The following is a 13,294-nucleotide window of genomic DNA, read 5'->3' as shown; positions in this document are numbered from 1 at the left end:
AGAAGCGGCACCGCTTCTGCGGACCAAGCCAGTGAAGGACGATCATGTCTAAGACCAAGAAGGCCCTGCTCATCGCCGCGCTCGCGGCGCTCGCCGCTCCCGTTCAGGCTCAGAGCCCCGGCCCGCTTGCACCGGCGGAAGGCATCGTCATCCGCACCGAGGGGGAGGTCAGGGTGAAGCCGGATCTCGCCACGATCCAGGCCGGCATCGTCAGCGAAGGCAAGACCGCCGCCGAGGCGCTGGCGAAGAACACCCCGGCGCTGGCGAAGCTGGTCGAAGCGGTGAAGGCGGCCGGCATCGCCGGCGGCGACGTCAGGACCTCGCAGGTCATGCTGATTCCCCGCATGACCCAGCCTTCCGCTTCCTCCTCGCCGCAGCCGCGCGCGCCGAAGATCGACGGCTACGAGGCCCGCACCGGGCTCACCGTCATCGTGCGTGACATCACCAAGGCCGGTCCGCTGATCGATGCGCTTGCCGCCGCCGGCGCCAACGAGATGTCGGGGATCATGTTCGGCCTCGCCAACGAGGACACCGCCAAGGACGCGGCGCGTCAGAAGGCCGCCGAGGCGGCGCGGGCCCGCGCCTCGCTCTATGCCGAAAAGCTCGGCGTCAAGGTCGGCGAACTCGTCTCGATCGTCGAAGCCGAGGCCGAGTCGCCGTCCCGTCCGATGGGCGAGATGCGGGCCTATCGCATGGCCGCCGCGGGTGGCGCGCCGATGGCGGTCGAGCCCGGCGAGATCACCGTGAGCGCGACGCTGCGCACGGTCTGGCGCATCGAAAAGCAGTAATTCTCGACGCTTTTTGCCTTCCCGCCCGTGGCGGGCGAGCTGGCCGAGGCGGTCCGCATTCCGTACCGCCTCGGTTCCGCCTTCATGCTAGGCTCGGCGCATGACGAGCTATGGCCAGTTCTGTTCGATGGCGCGCGCGCATGAGGCTCTGGGCGGGCGCTGGACCTTGCTCGTGGTGCGCGAGATCCTGTGCGGCAGCAGCCGCTTCGGCGAGATCCGGCGCGGCATTCCACGCATTTCGAAGACCATGCTCGCAGAACGTCTGCAGGCGCTCGTGCTGTCCGGCGCGCTTTCGCGCCGGGATGACGGGCAGGGCCCAGAATACGTGCTGACGCAGGCTGGCCTGGAGCTCGCCGAACTCGTCAGGGCGATGGGGGCCTGGGGCCAGCGCTGGCTGCCGCGTCACGCAGAAGGCGAGGATCTCGACCTGGGGCCCGTTCTGGTCGACATGCAAAGGCGGGTCCGCTTCGAGACCCTGCCGCCTGAGCCGCTGGTCGTCCGCTTCGAGATCGCCGGCCATGGGCCGCGCTTCCTGCTGCTGCGGCCGGGCGAGGCCTCGCTCTGCAGCCAGAATCCCGGCTTCCCCGAAGTACTCTGCGTCCGTGGACCGCTCTCGGCGCTGGTCGCCTGGTGGCGCGGCGATGTCGGCTTCGCGGAGAGCCGGCGGCTCGGCCTGTCGATCGCAGGCCCGCGCCCGCTGGCGGCAGCCTTTCCCGATTGGTTTCAGCTCTATGCCTTCGCCGGGATCCGCCCGGCGCGGGACACCGAAAGGACGAGCCCATGACTGTCCGTATCGTTCGGCTGGGAACGCCGCGCGCTGCCGGAGAAGGCACGCGCATCGGTACGGTCCGGCGCGTGCCGCGCGGCGTGCCGAAGGAGCGCTATGCCAGCGAGAACTGGTTCGACGTCTGGTTCCCGGTCCTGTCGCCGACGCCCGAGCTGATGGCGCAGGCCAAGTCGGCCGAAACCGAGAAGGACTGGGCCGGCTTCACCCGCGCCTTCAGGGCCGAAATGGCCGAACCGGCGCCGCGCCACGCGCTCGACCTGCTGGCGACCTTGTCGCATGGCAGCGATTTCTCGGTCGGTTGCTATTGCGAGGTCGAGGCGCATTGCCATCGCTCGGTGCTGCGTGCGCTGCTCGAGGAGCGCGGGGCGAGGCTCGGCTGAAGGCAGTATCGACGGCCCTCTTGCCCTCAGCCCTCACCCGGAGGCGCCGCGCGTCGCGAAGCTCGCCTTTGCGAGGTCCGGATTCCGGACCTGACGGGGCGGCGCTTTCGGGCGACAAGGGCATGCCTCATGCAACATGCCTCATGCAAGGAGCGTCACGTGACCCAGCCGATCATTCTCGACCGCATCGGCAAGACGGCGCTCATCCCGCTGCGCCGGATCGCGGCCGCCAATGGCGCGCGCATCCTGCTGAAGCTCGAAAGCGAGAACCCGACCGGCAGCATGAAGGACCGGATGGCGCTCGCCATGATCGAGGCGGCCGAATCCGACGGGCGGCTGAAGCCGGGCGGTGCGGTGGTCGAATATACCGGCGGGAGCACCGGGGTTTCGCTCGCTCTGGTCTGCGCGGTGAAGCGTCACCCCCTCCACATCGTCACCTCCGACGCCTTCGCCCGTGAAAAGCTCGACCACATGGCGATCCTCGGGGCGAAGCTGACGGTCATCGCCAGCGAGGGCGGGGGCATGACCGAAAAGCTCACCCGCGACATGATCGCCGCCGCCGGTGTGATCGCGGAGGAGACCGGCGCCTTCTGGACCGACCAGATGAAGAACCGCGATCAGCTTTCCGCCTATGATGCGATGGCGGACGAAATCTGGAACCAGGCCGAGGGCAGGATCGACGGTTTCGTTCAGAGCGTCGGCACCGCCGCCTCGCTGCGCGGCCTCGGGGCAGGGCTGCGACGCCATGACATGGGGATCAGGGTGGTCGCGGTCGAGCCGGCGGAATCGCCGGTGCTTTCGGGCGGCGCCCCCGGAGCGCACAAGATCGACGGCATCGGTGCCGGCTTCGTCGTGCCGCTCTGGCAGGCGGGCATGTCCGATGCGGTCGAGCGTGTCTCGACGCAGGAAGCGCGGGCGATGGCGCTGCGGCTCGCCCGCGAGGAGGGGCTGTTCGCCGGGCTCTCGACCGGCGCGAACGTGCTCGCCTCGTTGCGGCTCGCCGAGCGGCTCGGCGAAGGCGCGACGATCGTCAGCCTGATGTGCGACACCGGCCTGAAGTATTTCGGCAGCTGGCGCACCGCCCTTGCAGAGCAGGGCTGAGCCTGCGCCCTCTCGCCAGCCGGGCCCGGCCATGCTAACCGCAGCCGCATGACACAGACTGGCCAGACCCGTATCGAGAACCGCTTTTCCGCCTGCGCCAAGGAAGGCCGGGCCGCGCTCGTGACTTTCGTCACGGCCGGCGACCCGGATTTCGACACGGCGAACGCGATCCTGCACGCCCTGCCCGCGGCAGGCGCCGACATCATCGAGCTCGGCGTGCCCTTCACCGATCCGATGGCGGACGGCATCCCGGTCCAACTCGCCGGGCAGCGCGCGCTCAAGGGCGGCCAGACGCTGAAGAAGACGCTGGCGATGGTCGAGGGCTTCCGCAAGGCCGGAAACGACACGCCGATCGTGCTGATGGGCTATTACAACCCGATCTGGGCTTATGGCGTCGAGCGCTTCCTGGCCGATGCGCGCGCTGCCGGCGTCGACGGGCTGATCGTCGTCGACCTGCCGCCGGAAGAGGATGCCGAGCTCTGCCTGCCGGCGCTCGCCGCCGGGCTGAGCTTCATCCGCCTGGCGACGCCGACCACCGACGACAAGCGCCTGCCGCGCGTGCTGCAGAACACTTCGGGCTTCGTCTATTATGTCTCGATGACCGGCGTCACCGGCGGCACCATCGCCAATTACGACGCGGTCGGCGATGCGGTCGGTCGGATCAAGCAGCACACCAGGCTGCCGGTCGCCGTCGGCTTCGGCGTCAAGACCGCCGCCGATGCGGCTGCGATCGCGCGCGGCGCCGATGGCGTCGTCGTCGGCTCGGCCCTGGTCGAGCGCGTCAGGCTTTCGCTCGATGGCGAGGGCAAGGCCACGGAAAAGACGGTTTCGGCTGTCACCTCGCTGGTCGCCGAGCTTGCCGACGGCGTCCGTTCGGTCGCGAGAGCCGGATCGTCTCAGGCTGTTTCGGCCTGAGACGTGAATCCGTCTCTCTAACTCTTATCGAGAGCATGATGCCGAAAATCGCTTCGCATTTTTCGGCATCATGCCGGGCCGCAGCCTGAGCCTGAGCCGGCTGCTCCCGCTGAATTCGAGGATGGTCCGATGAACTGGATTTCCGAAGTCGTTCGCCCGCGCATCAAGACGCTGTTCAAGCGCGAGAGCCCGGAGAACCTCTGGATCAAGTGCCCGGATTCCGGGCAGATGGTCTTCCACAAGGATGTCGAGGCCAATGGCTTCGTCATTCCCGGCTCGGAACATCATCTGCGCGTCAAGGCGCCCGATCGGCTGCGCCTGACCTTCGACGAGGGCAAATGGCTCGATGTGGCGCTGCCCGAGGCCGCCGTCGACCCGCTCAAGTTCCGCGACGAGAAGCGCTATGTCGACCGGCTCAAGGATGCCCGGGCCAAGACCGGTGCGAGCGACGCCTTCAAGGTCGGCTATGGCCGCGTCCAGGGGCTGCCGATGACCATCGCGGTGCAGGACTTCCACTTCATGGGCGGCTCGCTCGGCATGGCGGCGGGTGAAGCCTTCATCAAGGGCGCCGAGACAGCGCTCGAAAAGAAGACGCCCTATGTCGTGTTCGCGGCTTCGGGCGGGGCGCGCATGCAGGAAGGCATCCTCTCGCTGATGCAGCTGCCGCGCAGCACGGTCGCGGTCCGGCGCCTGCGCAAGGCCGGCCTGCCCTATTTCGTCGTCCTGACCAACCCGACCACCGGTGGTGTCACCGCCTCCTATGCCATGCTCGGCGACGTCCATATCGCCGAGCCGGGTGCGCTGATCGGCTTCGCCGGTCCGCGCGTGATCGAGCAGACCATCCGCGAGAAGCTGCCCGAGGGCTTCCAGCGCTCGGAATATCTCAAGGATCACGGCATGGTCGACATGGTCGTGCACCGCCACGAGCTGCCGGCGACGCTGGCACGGCTGGGCCGGCTGCTGACCCGGCAGCCTGCCCCGGACGCGAACGCCGAGGCGGAGGCCGAGCCGCTTCCGCTCGAGGCCAACTGAACTCTCGCACGACGCATCGGGGATCGCCGGCCGCCGCTCCGCACCGGCGCGATGCTTTCGCCGGCCGGGGGGCCGGACCCGCATGAGCACATCCGACCTGCTGCTGGCGCGCTTCCTGGCGCTCCACCCCAAGCTGATCGATCTTTCGCTCGGCCGCATCCTGCGCCTGCTCGAGCGCCTCGGCGATCCCCAGAAGAAGCTGCCGCCGGTGATCCATGTCGCCGGTACCAATGGCAAGGGCTCGACCATCGCCTTCATGCGGGCGATCCTCGAGGCCGCCGGCCTCAGCGTCCACGTCTACACCTCGCCGCATCTGGTGCGTTTCCATGAGCGCATAAGGCTCGGCCGGCCGGGTGGCGGCCGCTTCGTCGATGAGGGCGTGCTGGTCGAGGCGCTGGAACGCTGCGAGCGCGCCAATGCCGGCGATTCCATCACCTTCTTCGAGATCACCACCTCGGCGGCATTGCTGCTGTTTTCCGAGCACAAGGCCGATGTCGTGCTGCTCGAGGTCGGGCTCGGCGGGCGCTACGACACCACAAACGTCATCGACCATCCGGCCTGCACCGTGGTCACCCCGGTCTCGCTCGACCATTCCGAATATCTCGGCGATACCGTCGCCAAGATCGCCGGCGAGAAGGCCGGCATCTTCAAGCGCGGCGCCCCGGCCGTGATCGCGCCGCAGGGCCCGGAGCCGACCGCCGTGCTGGAGGCCGCCGCCGAGCGCGCCGGCGCTGCGAAGATCCTGATCGGCGCACAGGATTTCAACGTCCACGAGGATGGCGGGCGGCTGGTCTATGAGGATGGCGACGGCCTGCTCGATCTGCCCCTGCCGCGCCTTACCGGGCGCCACCAGCACATCAATGCCGGCACGGCGATCGCGGCGCTGCGCGCCGCCGGCTATGGCGGTCTGCCGGTCGCCGCTTTCGAGCGCGGCATGACCGAGGCCGAATGGCCGGCACGGTTGCAAAGGCTGTCGCGGGGGCGCCTCGCCGAACTCGTGCCCGCCGGTGCCGAGCTCTGGCTCGATGGCGGCCATAATCCCGATGGCGGCCGCGTGCTCGCCCAGGCCATGGCCGATCTCGAGGAGAAGAACCCGGCGCCGCTGGTGATGATCACCGGCCTGCTCTCGACCAAGGATGGCCGCGCCACGCTCGGCCATTTCAAGGGGCTGGCGCACGCGCTCTTCGCCGTGCCGATGCAGAACCAGCTCGCCGCCCGCCCGGCCGAAGAGGTGGCGGAGCTCGCCCGCGCCGCCGGGCTCAAGGCGGAGGCCTCCGGCTCGGTCGAGCAGGCGCTGCGCGAGATCGCCGCGCGCCACTGGCCGGTGCCGCCACGCATCCTGATCTGCGGTTCGCTCTATCTCGCCGGCGAGGTGCTCCAGGCCAATGGTACGCCGCCGGTTTGAGGCCGGGGCGAACGGCTCTATCGTCCTGTTCCGCCTGCCAGCTGCGCCGAGGAGAACCATGCCAGTTGCCGGATTGACCACCCTCGGCATCGTCCTTCTGTGCAGCATGCTCGGTGGCTGCGTGACCTCCGGCGGCGAGGCGGGCCAGGCCGCCGAAAGCGTCGACCGGGTCCGTGCCGGCGAGCCGACCTTCCTGCAGCAGACCTACATGACCATGGACAAAAGGTGCCGGCAGGTGAAGCGGCCGACCGCCGTGCTGACCCGTGACCCCGAGCATGGCAAGGTCAGGATGGCGACGCGCAAGGCCGAGGCGGTCTACGGCCCCGGCCCCTATGCTCATTGCGACGGGCGGGTCGGCAACTCGCTCGCCTTCGAATACACCTCGCGGCCGGATTACCGCGGGCGCGACGGCTTCGAGGTCAAGGTGCGTTATGCCGATGGCGAGGTCCGCCATGGCCGCTTCGCGATCGAGGTTCGCTGAGCCCAGAGCATCGGGCCGAAAAGTGGAACCCATTTTTCGGGCGAATCCGATGCTTCAACAAGGAATGAGATCGCCAGAGTGTGTCCGATAGGATGCCCGGCGATCGAAGGGAGCCGGGCCTATGGAGAGAGCTTTCGGACAGGGCGGCCAGCTGGTTTCCGTGATCGGCCAGGGCAGTTGGAACATCGAGCTCTCCGAGCGCAAGGCGGCGGTCGCGGCGCTGCGGCGCGGTCTCGATCTCGGGCTGACGCATATCGACACCGCCGAGATGTATGGCGATGGGCGTTCCGAGGAGATCGTCGGCGAGGCGATCTCGGGCCGGCGCGACGAGGTCTTCCTGGTCTCCAAGGTGCTGCCGCACAATGCTTCGCGGGCCGGCACGCGCGCCGCCTGCGAGCGCTCGCTGCAGCGGCTCGGCACCGACCGGCTCGATTGCTACCTGCTGCACTGGCGCGGCTCATACCCGCTGGAAGAGACCTTCGCCGCCTTCGAGGCGCTGCGCGAGGAGGGAAAGATTCGCTCCTGGGGCGTCAGCAATTTCGACACCGACGACCTCGACGAGACGCTGAACCTGGTCGGGCCAGGCCGCGTCACCTGCAATCAGGTGCTCTACCATCTGCGCGAGCGGGCGATCGAGCACGCCGTCATCCCCTGGTGCGAGAAGCACGGCGTCGCGGTCACCGCCTACAGTCCGTTCGGACAGGATGATTTCCCGGAGCCCGGCTCGACGCAGGGGCGGGTGCTGGCGCAGATCGCAGCGAAGCATGGCGCGAGCCCGCGCCAGGTGGCGCTCGCCTTCCTGACCCGGCGCCCTCAGGTGTTCGCGATCCCGAAGGCGGCGAGGGCCGCTCATGCCGAGGACAATGCCGGGGCGCTGTCGCTGCGGCTGGACGAGGCCGATATCGCCGGGATCGATGCAGCCTTTCCGCGTGGCAGGCGGCGCTCGCTGCCGATGCTGTAGCGCTCTTTCAGCAATCGCGACGTCGTCCCCGGCGACCGTCCGGGATGACCGGAGGGCGCGATCGGGGCTACGCGACCAGCGTCTTCGGCAGCATGCAGTGGATGCCCTTGTTGCCGTTGACGGTCTGGGTGACGCGCAGATCGGCGGCGAGGCTGCACAGCATATAGGCCTCTTCGCGCGAGAGCTTCGTTCGCTCGGTGATCAGGCCGATCATCTCGCGCAGCGCGTCTTTCGCGCAGATGTCGAGATCGGGATCGATGCCCATGGTGATGTGGTGGGTCCGGGTTTCCGCCCGGGGCATGGCGAAGGACAGGTCCTCGCGTAAGTGGAATTCGAAAGTGCCTTCCAGCGCCGTCTCGATCGCGGTGATGCAGACTTCGCCGTCGCCCTGCGCGCCATGGCCGTCACCGCAGGAGAACAGCGCGCCCTCGACGAAGACGGGCAGGTAGAGCGTCGCGCCGGCGACGAGTTCCTTGTTGTCTATATTGCCGCCGAAGGCGCGCGGGATCAGCGAGGTCACCCGCCCCCAATGCGCCGGCGGCGCGGTGCCCATCACGCCGAAGAACGGCGCAAGTGGCAATTCCATGCCCCAGGGCAGGTTCGCGACGTTCCGCTCGCGATCGAGATGGATGTAGCGGAAGGCGTGGTAATCGAACTCGTCCGGCAGCGTGCCGCCGAGCGGGCGGAACATGGTGTAGCCGAAATCGGTGCGCGGCTTCACGCTCCGGATCTGCACCTCCAGCACCTGGCCGGGCCGCGCGCCCTTCACCGCGATCGGCCCGGTGAGGATGTGGCCGGGCACCATGCGCTCGGCCTTTTCATGGATCTCGTGAATCTCCGGCGGGATCGTCGCATTGCCTTCCGGCAAATGGGCGGGCCCACCGGTCAAGGTGCGGATGGTGACGCTGTCGCCGCTCTCGATCTCCAGGACCGGCTTCAGCTTCGCGTCGAAATAGCCCCAATGGCAGGTGGCGAGGCTGGAATCGAGCTGGTGATGGGTCATGGCATGGCCTCGTTCGGCGGCGGGGCGATTGTCAGGCGGGGGGCGCGAGCCCGGCTTCGGCCCGGCTGCGGGCATTGCGGCGGATCGTGTACAGCGTCGCGCCGATGACGATGGCCGAGCCGATGAAGGTCGAGAGCGAGGGGATCTCGGCGAAGAAGACGAAGCCGGTGAAGCTCGCCAGCAGCAGCCGGCTGAAATCGAGCGGGGCGAGCGCCGCCGCCTCGCCGACCTGGTAGGCCTTGGTGATCAGCCATTGCCCGGCGGTGCCGAACAGGCTGAGCAGCACGAGCGCGAGCCATTGCTCGGCGCTCGGCCAGACCCAATAGGCCCAGGCCGGCCAGGCCAGGGCGACGATCAATACCAGCCCCTGATAGATCAGGATGGTCTCGGTGCGCTCCGACGTGCCGAGCAGGCGCACGCTGACCGTGATGCAGGCGCCGAACACTGCCCCGCCGACCGCCATCAGCGCCCAGAAGTTCAGCCCTTCGGTCGAGGGATTCAGCATGATCAGGATGCCGACGAAGCCGATGATCGTCGCGGCCCAGCGCCGGCTGTCGACCTTCTCCTTGAGTACCAGCACCGCCGCGATGGTGACGAACAGCACCTGGCTGAAACTGATCGAGGTCGCCTGCGCCAGCGGGATGTGGATCAGCGCGCTGAAGCCGCAGAGCATCGAGGCCAGCGTCACCACCCCGCGGAAGATCTGCAGGCCGGGATGACGGGTGCGCAGCATCGAAGGCAGCGCCCGGCCGACGACGGCGAGGATCACGAGGCTCATGATCAGCTGGCGGATCATCAGCGTCTCGACCAGCGGGATCGCGCTACCGAGATGCTTGAACAGCCCGACCATCACCGCATAGACCAGCAGCGCCGAGATCATATAGACCGAGCCGCGCAGGTTCGGGCTGGCGCCGCGCCACCACAGGCCGATGCGTGAGCGGCGTGCCGCCAGCCAGCCGGGGTCGGCTGGGGTGATGCCGGCGGGGTCTGGTGACAGCGTAATGTCGGGGAAAGCGGCGCTGCCGCCCGGACAGCCGTCTTCCTCGGATGCTGGCGGCGCAGGCTCGCCGATCCCGGCGCTCTCGCTGCCGCGGGCCTCCTGATCCGAAAGACGGTCGTCGCTCATCGCAGCCCGGAGCCGGGCTCAGCGCCAGCGGCCTATGATTGGTCCAGTTCGGGAACTCTCGCCGATTTGCTGGTTTCGGAGGAGGGGGCTTGCGCACATGGCAGGGTTGTTCTGGCGTCCGGCCGCTCCGCCTTCAGGGCAGGGGCGTCATTCGGCTGGGCGGCTGCCTGCGCCGCCATTGTGGCGTATAGCAGCGCGGATCGCGCATTCGGGCGGCGATCGGACAAGGTGACTCGGGACGATGCGGGAACTGCTGGCCGACATGGCGAACGGCGTGCGCGAATTGTCGCCGCGGCGCTTTCCCTGGCGGCGCTTCCTGCTCGCTCTTTCGCTCGGTATTCTCGGCGGCTGGCTGTTTTCCTATCTGCGCCTGCCCCTGCCCTGGATGCTCGGCTCGATGGTGTTCTGCACCGCCGCCGCGATCTCGCGCGCGCCGGTCGCGGCTCCGCCGGTGATCCGCCCGCCGATGTCGGCGGTGATCGGCGTCATGCTCGGCTCCGGCTTCCGGCCCGATCTGATCGCGCAATTACCGAACTGGCTGCCGACGCTCGCCGGGCTCGTGCTCTTCATGGCGGCCTGCGCCTTCTTCTGCGTCGGCTATTTCCGCCGCGTCGCCGGCTACGACCCGGTCACCGCCTTCTTCGCCGGCATGCCCGGCGGCCTCGTCGAGATGGTGATCACCGGCGAGGAGAAGGGCGGCGATGCGCGCACCATCGCGCTGATCCACTCCGCCCGCATCCTGCTCGTGGTGATGACGCTGCCCTTCATCGTGCAATGGCTCGAGGGCGTCTCGCTCGGCATCAACCGCACCTCCGGCCCCTCGATGATGCAGACCTCGGCGCTCGGCTGGTTCTGGCTGATCGCCTGCGGCGTTCTCGGCGTCATGCTCGCCCATGCCCTGCGCCTGCCGGCGAAGCAGCTGCTCGGGCCGATGCTGGTCTCGGCGGCGGTGCATGTCGCGGGCCTCAGCGACTCGGTGCCGCCCTTCGAGATCGTCAACCTCGCGCAGCTCGTCCTCGGCGTCACCATCGGCTGCCGCTTCGTCGGGACGCCGCCGCAGGCGATCCTGCGTATCCTCGTGATCTCGGCCGGCTCGACGCTGATCCTGCTTGCGCTGACGCTGGCCTTCGCCTTCGCGGTCGCCCATATCTCGCGCTACCAGCCGGTTCCGCTGATCCTGGCCTATTCGCCGGGCGGGCTCGCCGAGATGAGCCTGATCGCACTCGCTTTGCACACGGAGGTCGCCTTCGTCGCCGCCCACCACATCATCCGGGTCTTCCTGGTGATGATCGGCGCCGGGCCCCTTTTCGGCATGCTCGGGGGCAGGAAGCCGAAAGCCTGAGACGCTGCCTGCGATCGGATTTTATGCTACCTTCGGCGCGACGACGGAGGTCGACATGGAAGCTGCCGAGAAGATCAGCGTCACCATGACGCCGGAGATGCTGCGCGAGATCCGGGCCAGCGTGGCCGCGGGCGAGTACGCTTCCACCAGCGAAGCCCTGCGCGATGCCGTCCGGCTCTGGCAACGCAGCCGCGAAGAACAGGCTGAGCGGATCGCGGCGATCAAGGCGCGCGTGCGAAACTCCATCGAGGATCCTCGGCCGAGCCTGAGCGTCGAGGAGGTGCGGAGCCAGTTGGCGAAGCTCAGCTAGGCCAGCGGGACGCGCCGTGAAATGGAGCCGGTTGAAGTCGTCTTTCGGCCACATGCCGTGGCCGACCTTGCCGAGATCCACGCGTGGATCGTCGATGCCGGTGGGGCGTCCGCCACCGCAGCAGCCTTCGTGGCGCGGATCGTCGCATTCTGCGAGAAGATCGGTTCGATGGCGCATGCAGGGCGCTCGCGCGACGACCTCTGGCCAGGCTTGAGGACCTTCCCGTTCGAGAAGCGGACCGTGGTCGCCTATCGCCTCGCTGGCGACAGGGTCGAGATCGTCAACATCTTTCATGGCGGCCGTGACTACGAGGCGCTCTATCGGGAGCGCGATGAAGGCTAGGCCGGCAAGGCTGAACGATCTTTAGTTGGCCGCAGCCGCGAGCCCGCGCTCCAAGGCCGAGGACAGCGCCGCGCGCTGGCGCGCCATGAAGGCGGCGCCGTCGAGACGCAAGCTGGTTCCGGCCCGCGCCGCGCCGACCAGATCGATCAGCGCTGCGGCGAAGGCCCGCGGCTCGTCAGCGATCCGGAAATTCGCGGGGATCTCGGTGAAGCCGCGGCAGGAGAGCGGCGTCGCTGCGGCTGGGGCGCCGAGCTGCATCGCCTCGATCGTCTTGAGCTGCACGCCGGTGCCGGCCCGGCTCGCCAGGGCCAGGGTCCGGCAGGAGAGCAGGAATTCGCGCGCATCCGGCACGCGTCCGACCAGCTTCACCTGCTCCGGCACGGGCGGCATGTCGGCTGGCAGGCGTCCGGCGACCGCGATCTCGAAATCGCGCGGCAGCAGCGGGCAGACCTCGCGCAGGAACCAGTCGAGCCCGGTGAAGTTCGGTACCCAGGTCCAGGTGCCGACCAGGCCGATATCATGGGCCGCCGCGACCGGCTGGATGCTCAAGGGCTCGACCTCGGCTCCCGAGACCAGCGGCAGCACCGCCGATTTCCCGGCCATCTCCGGACCGAGCGTGGCGCGGTCCTCCTCGGCCAAGGTCCAGACGAAGCGCGCCTCCTGCCAGAGCCGGCGCTCGATCTTTTCGAGCAGATGCGCCTCGCGCGCGAACAGCGCCCGCATCAGCGGGCTGCGGGCGTGATCGGCGTTCTGCTGCGCCGAGACATGCTCGATATTGTGCTCGACCAGCACGCAGGGGCCGAGCCCGGTCAGCTCGGGAAAGGCGCCGGGCAGCATTACGGAGTTCAGCACGATGGCGTCGAACGGGCCGCGCGCCCTGACCGCCTCGACGAAGCGTCCGCGCCCCGCCAGCCTGAGCTTGGCGCAGGCGACCGGCAGCGCGGCGCCGAGCGCGCTGCCCAGCCATTGCAGCTTGCGCGCTTTCGAGACGACGGCGTTCTCGACATCGACCGCGTCGATCACCACCGCCCCTTCGGGGTCCGCCGGCACCTCGCCGGGCCGCAAGAAGCCGAAGGCGGTGACCTCATGGCCGGCGGCGCGCAGCGCATCGAGGATGGCGGCATTGGCGATCTCGAAGCCGGTATCGGGCCGGGCGACGGGGATCAGCGTGGTGAGGAAGGCAAGGCGCACGGTGTTCCGCATCCTGGGATCGTGGCCGAGAACAGGGCGCAGGCCGGCCGCCGGGTCAAGCCTGCTCGGGCGGTAACCTCAACGGCATGTGATCGCGGAGGCCGGGCACGGCGGTGCCATGCATACGGAA

General features: G+C 68.6%; 15 protein-coding genes. 12 read left to right on the top strand and 3 right to left on the bottom strand.

What is annotated here, in order from left to right:
* Window positions 1-44 precede the first annotated feature (44 nt).
* The 9 genes from AC3RCC_RS00345 to AC3RCC_RS00305 all read left to right on the top strand — a co-directional run bounded on the left by AC3RCC_RS00345 (window position 45) and on the right by AC3RCC_RS00305 (window position 7,850).
* Window positions 45-788, top strand: a complete 744-nt coding sequence (locus AC3RCC_RS00345) for an SIMPL domain-containing protein (RefSeq protein ID WP_291635859.1) — start codon at window positions 45-47, stop codon at window positions 786-788.
* Between the two features lie 100 nt (window positions 789-888).
* Window positions 889-1,572, top strand: a complete 684-nt coding sequence (locus tag AC3RCC_RS00340; protein WP_291635857.1) for a winged helix-turn-helix transcriptional regulator — start codon at window positions 889-891, stop codon at window positions 1,570-1,572.
* Window positions 1,569-1,955, top strand: coding sequence for a DUF488 domain-containing protein (locus AC3RCC_RS00335; RefSeq protein ID WP_291635855.1), 387 nt, complete (start codon window positions 1,569-1,571; stop codon window positions 1,953-1,955). Before AC3RCC_RS00340 ends, AC3RCC_RS00335 begins: the two co-directional genes overlap by 4 nt.
* Before the next feature lie 159 nt (window positions 1,956-2,114).
* Window positions 2,115-3,056, top strand: coding sequence for a PLP-dependent cysteine synthase family protein (locus tag AC3RCC_RS00330; RefSeq protein ID WP_492257253.1), 942 nt, complete (start codon window positions 2,115-2,117; stop codon window positions 3,054-3,056).
* 48 nt (window positions 3,057-3,104) lie between these two features.
* Window positions 3,105-3,971, top strand: coding sequence for a tryptophan synthase subunit alpha (gene trpA, locus AC3RCC_RS00325; protein ID WP_492257252.1), 867 nt, complete (start codon window positions 3,105-3,107; stop codon window positions 3,969-3,971).
* A gap of 129 nt (window positions 3,972-4,100) precedes the next feature.
* Complete coding sequence (accD, locus tag AC3RCC_RS00320; RefSeq protein WP_291635849.1) at window positions 4,101-5,003, top strand: acetyl-CoA carboxylase, carboxyltransferase subunit beta; 903 nt, start codon at window positions 4,101-4,103, stop codon at window positions 5,001-5,003.
* An 82-nt stretch (window positions 5,004-5,085) separates the two neighbouring features.
* Window positions 5,086-6,408, top strand: coding sequence for a bifunctional folylpolyglutamate synthase/dihydrofolate synthase (locus tag AC3RCC_RS00315; RefSeq protein WP_492257251.1), 1,323 nt, complete (start codon window positions 5,086-5,088; stop codon window positions 6,406-6,408).
* A gap of 58 nt (window positions 6,409-6,466) precedes the next feature.
* The gene (locus tag AC3RCC_RS00310) at window positions 6,467-6,889 is read left to right on the top strand and encodes a hypothetical protein (protein WP_492257250.1); all 423 of its coding nucleotides are present in this window, start codon (window positions 6,467-6,469) and stop codon (window positions 6,887-6,889) included.
* Window positions 6,890-7,010: 121 nt separating this feature from the next.
* Complete coding sequence (locus tag AC3RCC_RS00305; protein ID WP_492257249.1) at window positions 7,011-7,850, top strand: aldo/keto reductase; 840 nt, start codon at window positions 7,011-7,013, stop codon at window positions 7,848-7,850.
* A gap of 67 nt (window positions 7,851-7,917) precedes the next feature.
* Here AC3RCC_RS00305 and AC3RCC_RS00300 read toward each other — a convergent pair whose 3' ends face one another.
* Together AC3RCC_RS00300 and AC3RCC_RS00295 are read right to left on the bottom strand one after the other, a co-directional pair.
* Complete coding sequence (locus AC3RCC_RS00300) at window positions 7,918-8,853, bottom strand: acetamidase/formamidase family protein (protein ID WP_291635840.1); 936 nt, start codon at window positions 8,851-8,853, stop codon at window positions 7,918-7,920.
* A gap of 31 nt (window positions 8,854-8,884) precedes the next feature.
* Window positions 8,885-9,979, bottom strand: a complete 1,095-nt coding sequence (locus AC3RCC_RS00295) for a DMT family transporter (protein WP_492257248.1) — start codon at window positions 9,977-9,979, stop codon at window positions 8,885-8,887.
* Window positions 9,980-10,220: 241 nt separating this feature from the next.
* Between AC3RCC_RS00295 and AC3RCC_RS00290 the strand changes: the two genes are divergently transcribed.
* From AC3RCC_RS00290 to AC3RCC_RS00280, 3 genes are read left to right on the top strand one after another with little or no spacing between them, the layout of a single operon-like run.
* Window positions 10,221-11,321, top strand: coding sequence for an AbrB family transcriptional regulator (locus AC3RCC_RS00290; protein ID WP_492257247.1), 1,101 nt, complete (start codon window positions 10,221-10,223; stop codon window positions 11,319-11,321).
* 55 nt (window positions 11,322-11,376) lie between these two features.
* Window positions 11,377-11,631 carry a ribbon-helix-helix domain-containing protein gene (locus AC3RCC_RS00285; RefSeq protein ID WP_291635835.1) on the top strand — a complete coding sequence of 85 codons (255 nt, stop codon included), beginning with the start codon at window positions 11,377-11,379 and terminating at the stop codon, window positions 11,629-11,631.
* 57 nt (window positions 11,632-11,688) lie between these two features.
* The gene (locus AC3RCC_RS00280; protein WP_492257246.1) at window positions 11,689-11,973 is read left to right on the top strand and encodes a type II toxin-antitoxin system RelE/ParE family toxin; all 285 of its coding nucleotides are present in this window, start codon (window positions 11,689-11,691) and stop codon (window positions 11,971-11,973) included.
* Between the two features lie 21 nt (window positions 11,974-11,994).
* Here the strand turns inward: AC3RCC_RS00280 and AC3RCC_RS00275 are convergent, their stop codons facing one another.
* Window positions 11,995-13,176: a glycosyltransferase gene (locus AC3RCC_RS00275; RefSeq protein ID WP_492257245.1), complete on the bottom strand. Its 1,182-nt coding sequence runs from the start codon at window positions 13,174-13,176 to the stop codon at window positions 11,995-11,997.
* Between the last annotated feature and the right edge of the window lie 118 nt (window positions 13,177-13,294).

Source organism: Allobosea sp. GW823-FHT01F03 (genome assembly GCF_058798075.1).
The sequence above is the reverse complement of the archived record's forward strand: the minus strand, read 5'-3'. Positions and strand labels throughout refer to the sequence as shown.